13 protein-coding genes and 1 pseudogene are annotated in these 18514 nt (G+C 58.7%); 7 read left to right on the forward strand and 7 right to left on the reverse strand.

Annotation, left to right across the window (positions count from 1 at the left end):
* Positions 1–320 precede the first annotated feature (320 nt).
* Entirely contained in the window at positions 321–539 is a 219-nt protein-coding gene (locus AO277_RS18080) for a hypothetical protein (RefSeq protein ID WP_236691228.1), read from the forward strand.
* Positions 540–618: 79 nt separating this feature from the next.
* Here the strand turns inward: AO277_RS18080 and bamJ are convergent, their stop codons facing one another.
* From bamJ to AO277_RS18105, 5 genes are all read right to left on the reverse strand, one after another.
* Positions 619–1236, reverse strand: coding sequence for a BamJ family beta-barrel-assembly machinery protein (gene bamJ / locus AO277_RS18085; RefSeq protein ID WP_002555215.1), 618 nt, complete (start codon positions 1234–1236; stop codon positions 619–621).
* 152 nt (positions 1237–1388) lie between these two features.
* Complete coding sequence (locus tag AO277_RS18090; protein WP_005733678.1) at positions 1389–1697, reverse strand: DUF6482 family protein; 309 nt, start codon at positions 1695–1697, stop codon at positions 1389–1391.
* Between the two features lie 108 nt (positions 1698–1805).
* Positions 1806–2294 (reverse strand): TIGR00645 family protein, encoded by a 489-nt coding sequence (locus tag AO277_RS18095; protein ID WP_002555217.1) that lies wholly within the window; start codon positions 2292–2294, stop codon positions 1806–1808.
* 133 nt (positions 2295–2427) lie between these two features.
* Complete coding sequence (locus AO277_RS18100) at positions 2428–2757, reverse strand: PA4575 family protein (RefSeq protein WP_044318491.1); 330 nt, start codon at positions 2755–2757, stop codon at positions 2428–2430.
* A gap of 185 nt (positions 2758–2942) precedes the next feature.
* Positions 2943–5378: a Lon protease family protein gene (locus AO277_RS18105; RefSeq protein ID WP_005733673.1), complete on the reverse strand. Its 2436-nt coding sequence runs from the start codon at positions 5376–5378 to the stop codon at positions 2943–2945.
* A gap of 275 nt (positions 5379–5653) precedes the next feature.
* On the opposite strand from AO277_RS18105, the gene AO277_RS18110 reads away from it, so the two are divergent.
* The 4 genes from AO277_RS18110 to AO277_RS18125 all read left to right on the forward strand — a co-directional run bounded on the left by AO277_RS18110 (position 5654) and on the right by AO277_RS18125 (position 9125).
* The gene (locus AO277_RS18110) at positions 5654–6142 is read left to right on the forward strand and encodes a DUF3015 domain-containing protein (protein WP_002555221.1); all 489 of its coding nucleotides are present in this window, start codon (positions 5654–5656) and stop codon (positions 6140–6142) included.
* A 72-nt stretch (positions 6143–6214) separates the two neighbouring features.
* On the forward strand, positions 6215–8068 hold the full coding sequence (locus AO277_RS18115; protein ID WP_044318490.1) for an Lnb N-terminal periplasmic domain-containing protein: 1854 nt from the start codon (positions 6215–6217) through the stop codon (positions 8066–8068).
* 135 nt (positions 8069–8203) lie between these two features.
* Positions 8204–8557: a lipoprotein gene (locus tag AO277_RS18120; RefSeq protein WP_044318489.1), complete on the forward strand. Its 354-nt coding sequence runs from the start codon at positions 8204–8206 to the stop codon at positions 8555–8557.
* Between the two features lie 70 nt (positions 8558–8627).
* A complete protein-coding gene (locus AO277_RS18125; protein WP_044318488.1) occupies positions 8628–9125 on the forward strand; it encodes a GreA/GreB family elongation factor in 498 nt (165 codons plus the stop codon).
* Between the two features lie 66 nt (positions 9126–9191).
* Here AO277_RS18125 and ettA read toward each other — a convergent pair whose 3' ends face one another.
* Entirely contained in the window at positions 9192–10856 is a 1665-nt protein-coding gene (ettA, locus tag AO277_RS18130) for an energy-dependent translational throttle protein EttA (RefSeq protein WP_044318487.1), read from the reverse strand.
* 1241 nt (positions 10857–12097) lie between these two features.
* Here ettA and AO277_RS18135 point away from each other — a divergent pair.
* Together AO277_RS18135 and AO277_RS18140 are read left to right on the forward strand one after the other, a co-directional pair.
* Positions 12098–15082 (forward strand): annotated as a pseudogene (locus tag AO277_RS18135) (sensor domain-containing protein); the annotation flags it as partial.
* 138 nt (positions 15083–15220) lie between these two features.
* Positions 15221–15388, forward strand: coding sequence for a hypothetical protein (locus AO277_RS18140; RefSeq protein WP_002555228.1), 168 nt, complete (start codon positions 15221–15223; stop codon positions 15386–15388).
* A 313-nt stretch (positions 15389–15701) separates the two neighbouring features.
* Here AO277_RS18140 and AO277_RS18150 read toward each other — a convergent pair whose 3' ends face one another.
* Positions 15702–18440: a HopW family type III effector protein gene (locus AO277_RS18150; RefSeq protein WP_044318485.1), complete on the reverse strand. Its 2739-nt coding sequence runs from the start codon at positions 18438–18440 to the stop codon at positions 15702–15704.
* Between the last annotated feature and the right edge of the window lie 74 nt (positions 18441–18514).

The following is an 18514-nucleotide window of genomic DNA, read 5'->3' on the forward strand; positions in this document are numbered from 1 at the left end:
AATATTCTTTCACGGCTGCGAGTTTTGCCTGCACTGTATATTTACCCATGACGCCTCCAAAGGTTGCGTCCAACCTTCGGGGGTCATACCAGAGCGTGAGGGACGATAAGCTTAATTGGCGACTATCGTGCGACGCTCTGCGTCGCATGCCGTTCTGGACGCTCTGCGTCCAACCCTTCCTGAACATCCACTAACCTGGATCAACCACTCAGCGAAAAATGAGAATTAATCTCAATAGTGCCTTGCTATTATACCGATAAGAATTATTCTCATCTTACTTGCACAGGAGATGAGACATGACCTATTTGATCGATGCATGACTGGACCGGCCTCACCCTTACCTGAGAATACTCCACCGCGAGACGGGGGAAGTGTGTGCCGTACTGGAAGAGGAAGCGCTGGAGGAGTTACGCGATCAGGGCGATCTGGATGTGTGCAGTTTGAGTTCCAGCGAGCCATTGGTGCTCAAGGAGCTGGTGAGAAACCTGTTTCTGTTCTGCTATGCGCGGGCGTTGCGCCCGATGGGTGAGTTGCACTGAGCATGGAGCATCAGCACAACCCCGCCGCTGAACGAATCAGCGCGATTCGTTCAGCGACCCTCTGGATCGACTGGGTCGATTACAGAACGTCGAGCAGTTCCACGTCGAACACCAGCACGCTGTGCGGTGCGATGCTGCCCACGCCCTGAGCGCCGTAAGCCAGCTCGCTCGGTACGTGCAGACGCCATTTGCTGCCAGCGTTCATCAGTTGCAGCGCCTCGGTCCAGCCAGCAATCACGCCGCTGACCGGAAATTCCGCAGGCTCGCCACGATCATAGGAGCTGTCAAAGACGTTACCGTCGATAAGCGTACCGTGATAGTGCACGCGCACCTGATCTTCACGGGTTGGCTTGGCGCCAGCGCCAGCGGTCAGCACTTCGAATTGCAGACCCGAGGCCAGCGTGGTCACGCCTTCGCGCTTGGCATTTTCAGCCAGGTAAGCCTTGCCGGCACCCGCAGCCTGTTCAGCCTTGGCGGCCGCTTCGGCCTGCATGATTTCACGGATGACCTTGAAGCTGGCGGACATCTCTTCCTGACCCACACGGCTTGGCTGACCGCCAAATGCATCACGCAGGCCTGCCACGATGGCTTCCAGGTTGACACCCGGTGGCGGGTTGTCGCGCAACTGATCGCCCAACTGACGGCCAATGCCGTAGCTGACGCGGGTTTCGTCGGTGGACAGATTGACTTCGGACATGACACTGCTCCGCAGAGGGGCACGCAGTCGGTATCGCGCAAAACCTGAACGGCAATCACGCTATACGCTGATGCGCCCCGAACCAAAAGGCCGAGCAGCCTAGCACAATTGCCGCTACAGCCCCTACCGCAGCAGCAATACGCTGCTGGCGATCAGGACCAGGAGGAATGAAACGAGATCGGCAGGCGCATTTCAGAGCGGTCATTGACCGGCATGCCGCACAGCTCGTCATGGACCACACAATGGACCAGGTAAAAAGGCACCACCGGTATGTCCTTGAGCAAATCCCGCGCATGCTCCACCGAGCGAAGATGCAGGGTCTTGCCTGCCGGGTCCTTGAGCATCACCGAAGTGCCATTCATGCGCACATCCAGCAGATAGATGCCGCCTTCGATGGAGATCAGGTTCAGCTCATCGACCCGCCCGGCCTGGGCGTGTTCGATAAATTCCTGATAATTCATGATCGAACCTCCTGCGCAAATGCCTGATGCATCGGAACGGACGTTTTACAACACACAGCGCCGACATGCCAGAAACGATAACGCCCGCCCCTTTCATCGCGCGTCGCCTTAGTGCTTGGTGACCTTGTCCAGATAGCCCATCGCAAACGCGGATATCACGAAGGTCATGTGGATAATCACGTACCACATCAGGTATTCAGGCTTGATGTTGGTGGCATCCATGAATACCCGCAGCAGGTGGATGGAGGAAATTGCCACAATGGAGGCCGCCACTTTCATCTTCAGCGAAGACGAATCCATGGTGCCCAGCCAGTTGAGCTTTTCCTTGTCCTCATCGATGTCCAGCTGCGATACGAAGTTCTCGTAGCCGGAAATCATCACCATCACCAGCAAACCACCCACCAGCGCCATGTCGATCAGCGACAGCAGCACCAGAATCAGATCAGCTTCGGCCAGCGAGAAAATGTTGGGGATGACGTGAAAGATTTCCTGGAAGAATTTCACACACAGCGCCAGCAGCCCAAGGGAAAGACCGAAATAGATCGGCGCCAGCAGCCAGCGCGATGCGTACATGGCATTTTCAAAAAAACGTTCCATTGATACTCGCAAGGTGTTTTGAAGGAGCGGGCGAGTATATCAGCGGTAACGCGCTGCTCTGGAGATGCGACAAAATATCGCACAGCGCACATATATGCACTGTCAGGAGACCGGCATGCGTAGCGCAGACTGGCTAGAAAAGCGATGAGCGCTCACACACCATCATGCCACTGTTGATGCGTCGCAGTTCGGCTTGAATATGCAAGGTCCATATCGGTACATCATCGGCGCATTGATAACCATGCAGCGATAGGCTCTCGATAATTCTCGTCAATACCGCCTGCGCCGCTGGCAGGCCGTTGAACGGTCCTTGGGATTTGATCGCAGAGGGCTGTTCTTCAGCCATGCCGGCTGCGAAGAGCACCATCCATTGTCCACCATCGTGGGGAAGAGGCCGAATGACACATTCGATGCGGGTCATCAGCCCCATGCATTCTCGGGTAAGGCAAAGGCTACGCTGCATGATGCGCTCCTGATCAGCAACAGTATTCATCCGTCTGGCAAAGCAGGATGTGCGCCAATCCGATTGGCCACTGCGGTCATGATCAAGATTAGAAGAAAACCGTCCCGCAGGAAATATCCCTGATGAACGGATCGCTGGTGAACGCAATACCGGACGGTTTCAGCACCGCCCGGCTAGCGCCGTTGTCAGACCTTCAGTTCAGGTTGTAACTGGGCTGGCTCCTTCTCCAGCTCTTCCTTGAGGTCTTCGTCGCTGAGCATTTCCGCGATGTCGCGCAAGCGCTCGACCACACGTGCATTCACGCTGCCTTCCGGAAACTCGCCATTCTCGTCAGGCGCACCGGCAGGCTCGCCGACCAGCAGGCTCAAGGCCTCATCGGCCTGACGTACCGCATAGATATGGAATTGCCCGTCACGCACGGCCTGTACCACACGCTCATCCAGCATCAGCGTGGTGACGTTGGCGTGCGGAATGATAGCGCCCTGCTCGCCCGTCAGCCCACGAGCCTCACAAAGACGGAAGAAGCCTTCGATTTTCTCGTTGACCCCGCCCACCGCCTGCACTTCGCCGAACTGGTTGATGGAACCGGTGATTGCGAAGCACTGCTTGAGCGGTGTGCGCGACAACGCTGAAATCAGCGTACAGGCCTCGCCCAGCGACGCACTGTCGCCGTCCACGTAACCGTAGGATTGCTCAAGCGCAATACTGGCTGATATCGCCAGCGGGAATTCCTGAGCGTAACGGCTACCCAGGTAACCGGTGAGAATCATCACGCCCTTGGAGTGGATCGGCTGGCCAAGATTGACCTCGCGCTCGATGTCGACAATCCCGCTGCCACCCGGATAGACCGTGGCGGAAATACGCGCAGGCACGCCAAACGCCGAATCACCGACTTCCAGAACCGTCAAGCCGTTGCATTTGCCGACCGCGGCACCGTCAGTGTCGATGAGGATCACACCCGCCATCATGTCATCGAGAATCCGCGCGGAAACCCGCCCAGTGCGCGTGGCCTTGGCCTTCAACGCTCGCTCGATATGCCCGGCGTCGGTCTTGTCGTCACTGGCCAGCTGGCGGATGAAGTCTGCCTCGCTGACCAACTGGAACAGATCGCCGATACGCGCCGACAAACGCCCCTGGTGTTCAGCCAGTCGAGCGCTGTAGGTTGCCAGTCGCGCCACCGCATCGGCGGTCAAAGGTGCCATGCCCTCTTCTGACGTTCGGGTTTTCAGCAACTGAGCGAATTGCTCGAGCGTTTCATCGACCATCGGAATTTCTTCGTCGAAATCGACCAGTACCCGAAACATCTCCTGAAAGTCAGGATCGAGGTCTTGCAGGGTGTAATACAGCGAGCGCGAACCAATGATGATGATCTTGACGTTCCACGGAATAACCTGCGGCGTCAGGCTCACGGTTGCCACGCGCCCCAGCTCGCCCAGCGGTGATTCCATCTTCAGCTTGCGCGACTGCAGGGTGCGCTTCAGCGCGTCCCAGACGAACGGCTCGCCGAGCATTTTTTCGGCTTCCAGAATCAGAAACCCCCCATTGGCGCGATGCAGCGCACCGGGCCGCAACTGGCGATACGTGGTGTACAGCGCGCCCTGATCAGTGCTGTATTCGATACGCCCGAACAGGTTGTCATACGTAGGATGCTGCTCGAAAACCACCGGCGCGCCGCCGTCGCGGGTATTTCCCACCACCAGGCTCGGGCTGTACTGCTCTTCCAGTAACTTGCGTGCCTGAGCGTCGGTCTTGGCATCGTCGACCAGTTGCTCGACCAAGGTCTTGAGCAGGTACACCTGCATCGCTTGCAGGTACGCACAGACCGCAGCGTTCTCGGCGTACTTTTCCGAGAGCGGTGCCAACAATGGCTGCAAGGTCAGCGTTATGGTTTCTTCGTTCAACTGACGAAGCTGGTTGTTCGACTCACGCTTCCACTGCGGCAGGCTGGCCAGCTCTTCGTTGAGGCGTTCCTCAAGGGCGGAGATATCTTCGTGAAAACGCTCGCGATCAGCCTCGGGCAACTGCGAAAACTCGGCCTCGTCCAGCGCCTTGCCATCGGCCATCGGCGTGAAGGCGATATTGGAGCTGTCGCGATACAGCGCGATGTCCTTTTCCAGCGACAGGCGCTCGATCACATCCAGTGCGCGGTCGTAGCGCTGATTGAACGCACGGTCGATCGAGCTTTTCTTCTGCTGATAGGACGGGTGCTCGAAAACCGCCGGAAAGGTCACCAACAGGTTATCGATCAGGCCACCGATGTCGGCCGTGAATTCATGCGCAGTGCCCGGCGGCAGTTCCAGCGCCTTGGGCTCGCGGGGCTCATCGAAATTATTGACGTAAACCCAGTCCGAAGGCGTCTTCATCCGCTTGCCTTCAGCCTTGAGGTAGCGTTTGACGAACGAAAAGCGGCCAGTGCCGGGTTCACCCATGACAAATACGTTGTAACCGGGGCGCGGCATGGCAACGCCGAACTGCAAGGCCTCTACGGCACGCTCCTGGCCTAGTACACCGCGAAAGGGTTCAAGCTCGTTAGTGGTCGCAAAGCTGAACTGCTCAGCGGAAAACGGACGGGTCAGCGCATGTGGCGCCAGGCGTAGGTTGGCTGCGACAGAATCGGGCATCAGTAATCCTTACATCAGGCGGGGCAGATGTGGGCATTCTGGCGCTCGCCGTACAAGACTTGCAAGGCAGGAAAAACCGAAAGGCACTTACAGCCTTAAAGCCGTAGCCCGCTGCCCGGAAAATTTCTATTTTCGGCAATAATCTGTAATAGCTCACGGAACCCTTGGAACCCGCCTAAGCTCCAAACTGCACAGGTGGTTGCTGGTTGGCCGTCTGTCTTGATGTGACTACTCAAGAAACTCGACCCTTGGCTGAACTAAAAAGAGAAAAAGCTATGAAACGGATTCTTCTTGGAACGCTCTTCGCCGCTGTATCCATCAACGCTATGGCTCAAGCGCCAGGCGGTCCGGACTGCGGCTGGGGCAACATGCTGTTTGAAGGTCAACGCGGCACTCCAGCTCACTTCCTGGCCTCAACCACCAACGGCACCTCGGGTAACGCCACCTTCGGCATGACCTCCGGTACCAACGGCTGCTCGACCAACGGCGCACTGACTTACGGCGGTAAATCCTGGCTTGCCATGAACGGCATGATGGATGAACTTTCCAAGGACATGGCGATGGGTCAGGGCGAAGCACTGACTACCTACGCTGTGGTATTGGGCGTTGCACCAGAAGATCGTGAGCACTTCGCTGCGGTCACTCACGAGCACTTCTCGCAAATCTTCAGCAAGGCCGACGCCACCGCTGAAGACGTTCACACCAACACCGTCAACGTTCTGAAAAACGATCCGACTCTGGCCAAGTACGCTACCCAGGCTTAAAGTCGTTCGCCCGCCTTTTCATCGCAAAAGGCGGGATCAACTTTCCTGACTTCTCTTGACTAGTTGCCCTCTATGCTCAAACGTCTTGTCTCGCTGGCGCTGTTTGTCTGTGCCCCCTTGTCTGCGGCACCTCATGCTACCGCTGACCGTTTGCAACAATTGGCCAATGAGCCGTTCTGGATTTCACTGGGTCACTACGAGGCAGGCAAGCTCGGCGGTTGGCGCAGCTATGTGACAGACCCGAAATTCTTTCTCGCTGCGGACGGTGCACACGAACCGAAGGCGGAATTGAGCGCGACACTTGACGCCATATACGCCCCCGTAACCAACGAACAGACCCACGCCCAGTGTATATACCCAGCACGCACCCGCTGGCTGCGCGACCAGTTGCAACTGACTGACCTGCCGACGCCGGACTGCAAAGAGTTCAAGGCTTGGTACAAGGATGTGGCACCGGACAGCACCGTACTGATTTTTCCGGCCGCGTACCTCAATAGCCCCTCGTCGATGTTCGGCCACACGTTACTGCGCATCGATCCGGCCAGCGCGAAAACCAACAACACCACGTTACTCAGCTATGCGATCAACTTCGGTGCCTACATTGAAGGCATGGACAACAGCATTCTGTATGCCTGGAAAGGCTTGGCTGGCGGCTACCCTGGATTGTTTGCGCTGGTGCCCTATCAGGAAAAGCTCTCGGAATACCGCAGCCTGGAAAACCGTGACCTGTGGGAATACCGTCTGAACCTTACCCCGGAAGAAACCGGGCGCATGGTTGAACATGTCTGGGAGTTGAAACAGATTCGCTTCAGCTATTTCTTCTTCGACGAAAACTGCTCGTACCGTCTGCTGGAATTGCTGCAGGTCGCACGACCCGGGCTGAATCTCACCGAGCAATTCGGGCTGACTGCGATCCCGACCGATACGGTCAAGGCGATCAAAGCCGCAGGGCTGGTTGAAAAGATCGACTATCGCCCTTCTCGCGAGCGGGAATTGCTGAGCCGCGCCGAGCCCCTTGATGCCGACGAACAACAGTGGGTGCTGAAAGTCAGCGCCGATCAGAAACAACTGCAAAACAGCGAGTACCTCGCCCAGCCGAAAGAACGACGCGCGTTGATTCAGGACGCGGCCTACCGTCTGGAGCGCTACCGCGCCAACGGGCTTGAACGCGACACGCAGCGCTCGCAACGCAGTTTCGAGTTGCTGCAGGCGATCAATCAGAACCCGCCGCCACAGCTGGACATCCCGCGCCCCGGCCTGCCGGAAGAAGGCCACGAATCACGTACCTGGCAACTGGGTGCGGGCACACGCGGTGACAAAGCGTTCGCCGAATATGGCCTGCGCATGGCCTATCACGACCTGAACGACAACGCTTACGGCTTTCCGCTGGGTGCGCAGATCGAGATTCTTCAGCTCAAGGTGCGCCAATACGAAGGTAACGACTGGCAAGTTCAGCAGTTGGACCTGGCCACCATTCGCTCCCTGACCCCGCGTACCGAGCTGCTGAAACCCTGGTCATGGCAAGTCACCGGCGGGCTGGAACGGGTACTTGGCAAACATGGCGATGAAAACCTTGTCAGCCACGTCAACGGTGGTGGTGGCGGTACCTGGCAATTGGGCGACGAAGTGCTGGGCTTTGCGCTGGGCACCGTGCGCGTCGAGCACAACAACGACTTCGCCGAATTCATCTCCCCCGCTGCTGGTTTCAACACTGGCTTACTGTGGCGCAACCCGCTGGGCAACCTGAGCCTGGAAGCCAAGGGCGACTACTTCACCAACGGCGAAGTACGCCGCAGCGTCAGCCTCAATCAGCAGTGGGAGCTGTCGCGCAACCTCGGCCTGCGCCTGAGCGCCCAACGCGAGTTCAGCCAGATGAGCTCGCCGCAGAACGAAGTGATGCTTGAGGTGAAGTGGTATCACTACTGACAGGATGAGTGCAAAAACTGCGGGCGGCGCTGGCTCAAAATAAAGGCACGCTGCAATCACTTATTCCCTACATCGCTTTTACAAATAACTCACAAATTACCTTCTAGACTCCTCTCATAAGTAGAGGGAACCACCATGAAGCGGTATTGGGTGTTGTTGTCGCTGGCCATCGTGCTGGCAGGTTGTCAGTCCACCCGTGACCAGATGTTGGCCGAGGGTTATCCGCCGGGTTTTGCAGACGGTTATCAGGATGGTTGCAGCAGTGGCAGGGACGCAGCAGGTGCCAGCACCGGTCAATTCAGAAAAAACGTACCCCGCTATCTGAAGGACAAGCTCTACGCCCAAGGCTGGACTAACGGTTTTCGCCAGTGTCAGGCCTCGCAGGATAACAGCGACCGACTCGACCCCGGCCAGGTCTTCAACGATCGTGATCGTGCCTGGGAGCGGGAAAAGACCCGCAGTGCAGCCAAGGCCTATCGCCCAAACTGACGCACGCGGGAAGATCGACGAAACCAATGATGCCCTCTTGTGGCCCAAAGCTCATTAGGGAGGACACCTCATGAGCCGCGCATTTGTAAACGAAGACAACGCTGCCGCCGATGACGAGCAACCGGTAGAGCGGCTGGTCAGCGCACAGACCAATTACGTCACCGCCGAGGGCCTGAAGTTGCTCAAGAAGCACGTCAGCAGCCTGCAGGCGCAGCACAGTGCGCAAACTGCATTGGGAGACGCCGCCGATAAACAGCGCCAGGCTGACCTTGAACGCGACCTGCGTTACTACACCCAGCGCCTGCAAAGTGCGCAGGTTGTAACGACGGCCGTGTCGACCGAAAAGGTACAAATTGGCAGTTGGGTCACGTTCGCGGATGAAGAAGACAACCGCCAGCGCGTGCATCTGGTCGGGGAGGATCAGGCGGACGCCGCCAAAGGGCTGATCAACTGGGGCTCGCCACTGGGACGTGCATTGATCGGTGCGCAGAAAGGCGATGAAGTGGTGTGGGAGCGGCCGGCGGGAAATCAATCGATTGAAATACTGCTTATCGAGCCGGATGCTTAAAGCGTGCTGATGAACAATAACGGCAGCGCCGTTCCCGATCAGGAACGGCGCGTGCCTAAACGCTGATCAGGCCAGCTTCTTGTGACGCACACGATGCGGCTGGGCAGCGGCTTCGCCCAGACGTTTCTTGCGATCCGCTTCATACTCGGTGTAGTTACCCTCGAAGAAGATCGCTTGCGAATCGTCTTCGTACGCCAGGATATGCGTCGCCACACGGTCAAGGAACCACCGATCGTGGGAGATCACAATGGCGGCGCCCGGGAAGTCCAGCAGCGCTTCCTCCAGCGAACGAAGGGTTTCAACGTCAAGATCGTTGGACGGTTCGTCGAGCAGTAGCACGTTGCCGCCCTCTTTCAGGGTCAGCGCCAGATGCAGACGGCCACGCTCACCACCGGACAGGTCCTTGACGAACTTCTGCTGATCGCCACCCTTGAAGTTGAAGCGGCCAACATAGGTGCGCGACGGGATTTCATAGTTGCCGATACGGATCACATCGGAACCGTCGGACACCGCCTGAAACACCGATTTGCTGCCGTCCAGGTCATCGCGGCTCTGGTCCACGCAGGCCAGTTGCACGGTCTCACCAACTTCGATGCTGCCCGAATCCGGCTGTTCCGTGCCCATCAGCATGCGGAACAGGGTCGATTTACCGGCACCGTTACCGCCGATCACGCCAACGATGGCGCCTTTAGGCATGGAGAACGACAGGTTGTCGATCAACACACGGTCGCCGTAGCCCTTGGTAACGTTCTTGAACTCGATGACCTTGTCGCCCAGACGCGGACCGGCCGGGATATAGATCTCGTTGGTCTCGCTGCGCTTCTGGAATTCCTGCGACTGCATTTCTTCGAAGCGTTGCAGACGCGCCTTGGATTTGGACTGACGCGCCTTGGCGCCCTTGCGGACCCATTCCAGCTCGTCTTTCATGGCCTTTTCGTGGGCGGTCTGTTGCTTGGACTCCTGAGCCAGACGGTCGGACTTGGCTTCAAGCCAGCCGGAATAATTACCCTCGTAAGGAATACCCGCACCGCGGTCGAGTTCCAGAATCCAGCCGGCTACGTTATCCAGGAAGTAACGGTCGTGCGTGATCGCAACCACGGTGCCCGGGAAGTCGTGCAGGAAATGCTCCAGCCAGGCGACAGAGTCGGCATCCAGGTGGTTGGTCGGTTCGTCGAGCAGCAGCATGTCTGGTGCCGAGAGCAACAGGCGGCACAGCGCAACACGGCGTTTTTCACCACCCGACAGGACCGAAACCTTCGCATCCCAGGCGGGCAGACGCAGTGCGTCGGCGGCTACTTCCAGCTGGCGTTCCAGGTTATGACCGTCGCTGGCCTGCAGGATCGCTTCAAGCTTGGCCTGCTCGGCTGCCAGCTTGTCGAAATCAGCGTCCGGCTCGGCATATTCGGCGTAAACCTGATCAAGACGCGCCTGGGCGTCCTTGATGACGCTGACCGCCTCTTCAACCACTTCACGGACCGTCTTGTTCGGGTCAAGTTGTGGCTCTTGCGGCAGATAACCCACATTAAGCTCGGGCATCGGACGTGCTTCGCCGTCAAACTCGGTGTCGACGCCAGCCATGATTTTCAACAGCGTGGACTTGCCTGAACCGTTGAGACCCAACACGCCGATCTTGGCGCCGGGGAAGAAAGACAGAGAGATGTTTTTCAGGATTTCACGCTTCGGCGGCACAACTTTGCTCAGCCGATGCATGGTGTAGACGTATTGAGCCATGAAATGAAAACCTAGCGTCTGTGATGAGGACCGATTTAGAACGCGAGCTTAAAGCTCCGGCCGGAAAAAAGCTTTTATTTGTCCGCAAGACTTGCCGCGAGACCGTTCCGAGCCTTGAATGAACCCAGGCAGAAACAGATCGGGGCCGTGCTGACACATATAAAGCCTGGTCGATATTGCAAAAAGTGGAGTCACTCATGCAGGAGTCGGTGGATACCACGCGTTGCGCAAAGCTACCCGAATGCAGCGTGCAGGGCAAACGATCCGGCCCAATGGGGCTGGCACTCTGCCACAAGTAAAGGCATGCTAGCCGCCCTCTTTGGGCGGCCCGCTCATTTTACATAAAGCATCGCTGCTTCAGTCCAGCAGTCAGGAACAACGATTTGCCCACTTCAACGCCTCTGCCGTCATCCAGTGTCGCTACAGACAGTGCGACCAGGCCTTTGCGCGGCTCAGTGAAAGGTATATTGGCCGCGCTGGTGTTGGTGGTGCTTGCACTGCTGTTCTGGCAATTGATCGAGCAGTTTCATCAGACTCAGGAACGCCAGCGTCAGCGCAGCCTGGAGTACAGCATCCAGCTTTCCGACCGGATGAGTCTGAACATGGCACTCAAGGCGCAAATCGCCATGAACCTGCTGGACGAGGCGCAATCCTCCGGAGACCGGCTGGAGCAGCCGACGGCACTGGCAAGCCTCCGTACTGCCCTGCCCGCGCTGCGCAGCGCCGCGCGGCTGAACCCGACGGGTGACATTGTCGGTGACAGCGCCGAGGCATCCCGCGACGGAGAGTTTCTCCGACAGGCCATGAAAAAGGCCCAAGGCCACCCCTATTTCTACACCGTCACCGAAGACGTCAAACAGATTTATATACTGATTCGCCAAGGCGGTGGCATTAGCGGCTATTACTGGGCGCTACGCATGGCACCCGACGCCTTGAAGGACCTGGCAAGCCAGCCAACTCAGGACTTTCAACATATCTGGCGCCTGGAGCAACGCAAGACCCAGCGGGTTCTCCTCCGTGAACCGGCGCCCTCCAACGAGGCGGACAGCGGTCTTTCCGATACCGTTCTGCTTCAGCCACTGAGTAACAGCGACTGGCAACTGCGTGGCCTGTTCGATACCTACAAGGCCCGCAGCGAGCTGCTTGCGCCTCTGATCGGCAAGTGTCTGATCGGCCTGCTGCTGTCGATCCTGCCATTGATCGCGCTGATGAGCCTGCGCAAACGCCAGCGCCAGATGCTGCAAAGCCGCCGCCGCTATCGCGATATCTTCGAGGGTGCGGGCGTTGCGATCTGCGTCATGGACATGTCGGGTCTGCAAGAGCAACTGGAAGCACTCGAAGTCAGAACGGACGAAGACTTCGAACTTCTGCTCAAAAGCCAGCCAGCCTCGCTGAAAAGACTGTTGCAGCAGTTGCGAATCAACGAACTCAACGAAGTTGCTCTGGGCCTGCTGGAAATCGAACACAGTGAACAGGCGTGGCAGCCGTTGATCGAGGGCGAATCGCGCTCGCGCCCCGGCATCGGCGTTCAGGTTATTCAGGCTGTTCTCGCCGGGCTGCCCAGGCTGGAACTGGAAATATGCCTGACACGCGCGAGCGGCCAGGACCAGCATCTATGGCTGGTCATGCGCCTGCCCGAGTCACGTAGCGACTTCGATGCCGTTATTCTCAGCATCGGCGATATCACCAGCCGCAAACAGATCGAGCTGTCCTTGCTGGACCGCGAGAGCTTTTGGTCCGACGTGGTGCGAACCGTGCCGGACCACCTGTACGTTCAGGACGTACTCAGCCAGCGAGTGATCTACAGCAACCACCATTTCGGCTACACGCTGGGCTACAGCAAATCCGAGCTGCGCGCCATGGGCGAGTTCTTCTGGGAAATCCTGCTGCACCCTGACGACGCCAGAAGCTATCAGGACATGCGCCTGCGCCAGCGCCAGCGCCATCACGGCCATAACGAGTTATTGCAATGCGTGCTGCGCTTTCGGGATCGCGAGAACAACTGGCGCTGCTTCGATGTGCGCGAACAGGCGCTGGCCTGGGACGCAGAAAACCTGGTCACCCGCATCATCGGCATCGCCAAGGACATTACCGAGCAGGTCGCGTCCAGCCAGTCGCTGCGTGACAGCGAACAGCGTTACCGGATGCTCGCTGAAAGCATCAGCGATGTGATCTTTTCCACGGATGGCCAGTTGGCAGTCAATTACGTCAGCCCCTCGGTGGAACGCGCACTGGGATACAGCGCCGAGTGGATTCTCCAGAACGGCTGGTCCGCCGTCATTGCCAACCCTCAACAAGTGATCGGTTTCGATGCGCTCATCAGCCGCATCGGCAAGGTGCTGCACAAACCTCAGGAACTCGCCAGATTGCGCGAAGAAGTGACGACCAGAATGTTTCTGTTCGACTGCCTGCGTGCAGACGGTCGCAAGATCCCGGTGGAATTGCGGGTGGTTCTGGTGTGGGACGAAAACGGCAATTTCGAGGGCATCTTCGGGGTCGGCCGGGACATCAGCCAGCAGCGTCGGGCAGAAAAAGACCTGCGCATGGCCGCCACCGTATTTGAACACTCGACATCGGCGATCCTCATTACCGACCCTGCCGGCTACATCGTTCAGGCCAACGAGGCGTTCACCCGCGTCAGCGGCTATGAAGTTGCCCAGGTGCTCGACCAGCTACCGGGCATGCTCACGGTGGAATCGGAACAGGAAAACCACCTGCGCTACATCCTCAAACAATTGAACGGCCAAGGCACCTGGGAAGGTGAAATCAGGCTCAAGCGCCGTAACGGCGAACACTACCCGGCCTGGGTCGGCATTACCGCAGTGCTCGACGATGAAGGCGATCTGGCGAGTTATGTGTGCTTTTTCAGCGATATCAGCGAGCGCAAGGCCAGTGAAGACCGTATCCACCGTCTGGCCTACTACGACGCCCTGACTCACATGCCCAATCGCACCCTGTTTCAGGACCGCCTGCATTCGGCGCTGCAACACGCCGAGCGCCAACAGGCCTGGGTGGTGCTGATGTTTCTCGACCTGGACCGCTTCAAACCGATCAATGACTCTCTGGGCCATGCCGCTGGCGACCGGATGCTTCAGGAAATGGCCACGCGGCTACTCGCCTGCGTGTCTTCCGATGACACCGTGGCGCGTATGGGCGGGGATGAGTTCACCCTGTTGCTGCAGCCGGACACCTCGCGCGAAGCCGCACTGACTCGCGCCATTCACGTGGCCGAGCGGATTCTGACCAGTCTGGTTACGCCGTTTGTGCTTGAAGGCCGCGAGTTCTTTGTCACTGCCAGCATCGGCATCGCACTCAGTCCGCAGGACGGCAAGGAACTGAGCCAGTTGATGAAGAACGCCGACACGGCGATGTACCACGCCAAAGAACGTGGCAAGAACAACTTCCAGTTCTATCAGGCGGACATGAACGCGACCGCTCTGGAGCGTCTGGAGCTGGAAAGCGACTTGCGGCACGCCCTGGAACAGCAGGAGTTCACCCTCTATTACCAGCCGCAGTTCAGTGGTGACGGCAAACGCCTGACGGGCGCGGAGGCCCTGCTGCGCTGGCGCCATCCACGTCGAGGGCTGGTGCCGCCGAACGACTTCATCCCGGTGCTCGAAGAGCTTGGGCTGGTGGTGGAAGTCGGCGACTGGGTGCTCACCGAAGCCTGTCGCCAGCTCAAGCACTGGCATCAGGCGAAAGTTCGCGTACCCAAAGTGTCGGTGAACATCTCGGCGCGGCAATTCTCGGACGGCCAGCTGGGTAAACGCATCGCCCACATACTGGAGCAGACCGGCCTGTCGCCTGCCTGTCTTGAGCTGGAACTGACCGAAAGCATCCTGATGCGCGAGGTCAACGAGGCCATGCAGATCCTCGACGGCCTGAAAAACCTTGGCTTGAGCATCGCCGTCGATGACTACGGCACCGGTTACTCGTCGCTGAACTACCTCAAACAGTTCCCGATTGACGTGCTGAAGATCGACCGCACCTTCGTTGATGGCCTGCCCTCAGGCGAACAGGACGCCCAGATCGCCCGCGCCATCATCGCCATGGCCCACAGCCTGAACCTCTCGGTCATCGCCGAAGGCGTAGAAACCCACGAGCAACTGGAGTTTCTTCGCGAACACGACTGCGACGAAGTCCAGGGCTACCTGTTCGGCCGCCCGATGCCAGCAAGCCAGTTCGAAGCGCAATTCAGCAATGATGCGCTGTTCATGCTGGATTGAGGGCCAGCCTTGCGACCCGGCCATCGTCCATTTGAACGATAGCCGAACCCTTGAACATGAGTAGACTTGAGCCACTGCCTCGCACAGCGTCAATGACAGCGAGCGCTCTACCCATAACAAAGAACACAAGGGGGTAGCATGATCAGCGATACAACGTCCCTGGACAGTGTTTCCTGTCAGGTCGTCGAAGTCTTGAACAAGGTGATTCTCGAGCTTCAGACCGAGGTCAGCAGCGCGTCGATCTCTACATTCCATCAACAGGCGCTTGAGCGGGTGCGCGCACTGGTGCAGTTCGACAAGGCCTGATGGGGAATATCACCATGGCCGGCAGAACCAGAGGCCCTGGCTGCACTGCAACACACTGCGGCCTTGCTGGAGGCGCTCGGGCATATTGGACAGCCGATTCGCTGCCGCTGGGTTCTCACTTTGCCGCGCGGTTTGGCGACGAACTGACCTTGCTGAGCCTTGCCGGGCAACTGGAGCGCGCCCAGCCGTGGGCCGCACGCAGGCCGCAGTTAAACGCTTACGCGGTTGATGCGAAGGGATTATTGGCGGTGATGGTGGTAAGCCAGGCAAGACCACCGCCTGCGTTGCTGGCGGCGGTCTACCGGCTCCAGGCTTATGGCTCGCCAGCCGCTTGCGGTGCAGGCGCCGGGTGCGACCAGGTCAGGTACCGGAAGCGGTCGTAGAGACCCGCCACTAACTGCCCGCCTGCAATCCTGCCCGGAATTGCCGTTTGCAGGGTGCCGATCGCGCTCCCCAAACGCGAGGTGCTGACGTAATCTCCGGCCCAGGACGCTGCCGCCCTGCCAGCCTGATGCGCCGCCTTGACTTTGTCAGTCAGGTAGCTCAACCCCTTGCCGGCTGCTGCGCCAGCCACTTCTCCAACCATACCGGGAAGTGTGAGGTTGGCTGCGGTCAGGACCGCAGCACCGAAGGCGTAGCCTTTGATCCCCTTGTCGAGAAAATTCCAGACTTTGTTGACGCCCAGAAACCCCGTCATCACCAGATTCAGACCGACGATTTCCTTGAAGACCTGAACCGCCTTTTGCATATCGACTTCAGGGTTCATGGCCAGTTTGAGCATCTCCGATACGCACCAGACGCCATCCGCCGCGTAATCGGCTTTGCCGACCATGCTTTTCATCAACATCACCAGCGCCGCACCGATACTCGCCGTCAAGGCCACCAGGCCCAGCTTGGTGTAGAAGTCAGGATCCGCCTTGCGCTCCCCCTCGGCCAGTTGCAGCCCTGCGCGCAGGGCATCGGCGACTTCGAACCTGGCCTGGAACTCGCTGCTTTTGGTGCCCAGGTATGTCAGGCTCGAGTTCATGATGTCGGTGATGCTTTTGTCTTGCTTGTACAATTCGGTCGCCACTTTCATCTGCTGGGCAAAATGCTCGCTGACGTCGAAATGCTTGACCACGGCCAGATGGTCTTCCTCCGGGATGCGGGCGTTCCCGGTGTCTTGCCTGGAAAGCTTGCTCTTGGCGAGCTTGAAGGCAGCGACGATCGATTCACGGTTGAATACGCCCAGCGTGGCTGCGCCCGATGCCACGGCCGTTGCGATACCGAAGCCGACCTGCTCCAGCAGGTGTTCGTTCCTGGCAAAGGTGGGCTGCGCCACGATGGCGTTGGCCAGCACGGTGACGAAGTAGCGGTTCAGGCCATGATCGACATTGGTCCGCGCGTTGGTCAGCTCGTTCATCATCAGGCCAGCCATGAACACCGCGTTCTTGGTGAAGTGGGCAACCAGCGATGAGCTGTAGGAGTTGTCCTTGCTGACGAACGCCACGGCCAGTGGCAAGGGTGCCAGCGCGAGCAGCATCGCCGGGCTTGCAAGGACGCGACTCTTGAGCGAGGCGCCGTTTTTGAGCGTGCCCAGTTCGGCATTCATGCTTTTGTTGAGGCTGAGCAACTCGTCTTTCACATCAGAGGGCAGCCCCGAGCGGCTCAACCCTGCTGGCAACTGTTCGTTGTGAGCGCGCCAGGCGTCGAGTTGCCCCTGAGCATTGGCCTGAACGATTGCGCCCAACATGTCACGCTCGGCTTCGCTCAGCGCAGACGATGGCTTTTCAAGCAGCGTCTGCACAACGTCGGACGTCGTGGTAGCGGCACTTGGCAAATCACCAAGACGGGCCAGTTGCTCCTCGCTCAACACCAGCGAACCGTTGGCCAGCGCCAACCGCAGTTTTTCATCGAAACCCATGCCGCACCTGGCCTCGATGTCTTCTTCAGGGGCGAAGGGCAGCGGGGTATTGCTGACGATATCGCGTTGTTCTTGCGTGAGATGCAGCACATGCTTATTCAGGAAGGCATGCATCTGATCGGGCGACAGGTGTGGCGCCGGGGTGCGCATCAAAGCCAGCAACGCCTTGTCATCCATCGGCGCGAGCGCCCCGTAGACATCAAACTTGCGCACCAGATTGCCGCCGGCCTTGAGCAATGCCTGGCGTGTGGTCAGCCTGGGCTCGGCAGGCTCGTGGCCAGGTGCAGGTGCCTCGCCTGGCTCGATGGAGATTTCCTCCAGCCTCGGCAAAAGATCGTGTTCGCGCAATAGCTGCAGCAGCGCCCCCGCTACTTCCGCCAGCTCGCGCAATTCATTGCAGGCTGGCGCGTCCTGGCAATTTTCGGTCAATGCCTGCAATGCGCCCGGCAACATCTCCAGATCATTGAGCGTGTCGGCATGTGAGCGCAGCAGACTGACGACCGCGTCGGGTTGACGCTGGAGGCTGTCATTCAAATCCGCTGTACGCTGCTTGGCCGTGCGAACGAAATGACTGAAGAGCGTGTAAGACGAAACAACGGGGGGCTCTGCGCCCAGCGTCTCGGGATCCAGATGAGTCAACGTCAGCAGATCCGGAATCGCCCGGGCCAGGGCGGACGGTCGGGCAGCCAAATGAGCGACGGATTGGTGCAGCCGCGCCGTCCTGAGCCCTTCACAGGCCTGCGACAGCGAGTCGTGAGATGCGTGAGCAGCCGGCATATCGGCCAGCCGGTGAGTACAACGGTCAAGCAGTTCTCTCAGCGCCGACACCTGATCCTCGCTTGCCAGTTGATGCCAGCCCTGCTCGGTCGTGCCGACCTCGGCGACGCTCTGACAGAGTTGAGCAACGGTGTGCCAGGACGGATGCTGTTTATCCAGCTCACGCTGTAGAGCAGACAACAGACGCACAGAGTCCTGCTCTGGCGCAGCCGAGGTGCGACCAAATGCCACGGCCAGCTCGCCGGAGGCAAAAAACGCTACGGTACGAGCCTGCTGCGGAGTTTGCTCACTAACGCCGGTTGCATCGCCGGACGCAGGAGCAACCTCCGGCAATGAGGAATGAGAGGAGCGCGTGATCTGAGAGGGCATCATGGCGTTTTTACCTACTGTCGGTGGATATGGGCAACAGACCGACTGAGTGTCGTCCGGCCCGGAACGGTTCCGGC

It is taken from the genome of Pseudomonas amygdali (genome assembly GCF_002699855.1).
GTDB classification, from domain to species: domain Bacteria; phylum Pseudomonadota; class Gammaproteobacteria; order Pseudomonadales; family Pseudomonadaceae; genus Aquipseudomonas; species Aquipseudomonas amygdali.

Excerpts from the sequence above, each read along its gene's own strand:
- AO277_RS18115 (WP_044318490.1), top strand. The coding sequence starts at position 6,215 with ATGCTCAAACGTCTTGTCTCGCTGGCGCTGTTTGTCTGTGCCCCCTTG.
- AO277_RS18110 (WP_002555221.1), top strand. The coding sequence starts at position 5,654 with ATGAAACGGATTCTTCTTGGAACGCTCTTCGCCGCTGTATCCATCAAC.
- ettA (WP_044318487.1), bottom strand. The coding sequence starts at position 10,856 with ATGGCTCAATACGTCTACACCATGCATCGGCTGAGCAAAGTTGTGCCG.
- AO277_RS18105 (WP_005733673.1), bottom strand. The coding sequence starts at position 5,378 with ATGCCCGATTCTGTCGCAGCCAACCTACGCCTGGCGCCACATGCGCTG.
- AO277_RS18150 (WP_044318485.1), bottom strand. The coding sequence starts at position 18,440 with ATGATGCCCTCTCAGATCACGCGCTCCTCTCATTCCTCATTGCCGGAG.
- bamJ (WP_002555215.1), bottom strand. The coding sequence starts at position 1,236 with ATGTCCGAAGTCAATCTGTCCACCGACGAAACCCGCGTCAGCTACGGC.
- AO277_RS18125 (WP_044318488.1), top strand. The coding sequence starts at position 8,628 with ATGAGCCGCGCATTTGTAAACGAAGACAACGCTGCCGCCGATGACGAG.
- AO277_RS18090 (WP_005733678.1), bottom strand. The coding sequence starts at position 1,697 with ATGAATTATCAGGAATTTATCGAACACGCCCAGGCCGGGCGGGTCGAT.
- AO277_RS18120 (WP_044318489.1), top strand. The coding sequence starts at position 8,204 with ATGAAGCGGTATTGGGTGTTGTTGTCGCTGGCCATCGTGCTGGCAGGT.
- AO277_RS18095 (WP_002555217.1), bottom strand. The coding sequence starts at position 2,294 with ATGGAACGTTTTTTTGAAAATGCCATGTACGCATCGCGCTGGCTGCTG.
- AO277_RS18140 (WP_002555228.1), top strand. The coding sequence starts at position 15,221 with ATGATCAGCGATACAACGTCCCTGGACAGTGTTTCCTGTCAGGTCGTC.
- AO277_RS18100 (WP_044318491.1), bottom strand. The coding sequence starts at position 2,757 with ATGCAGCGTAGCCTTTGCCTTACCCGAGAATGCATGGGGCTGATGACC.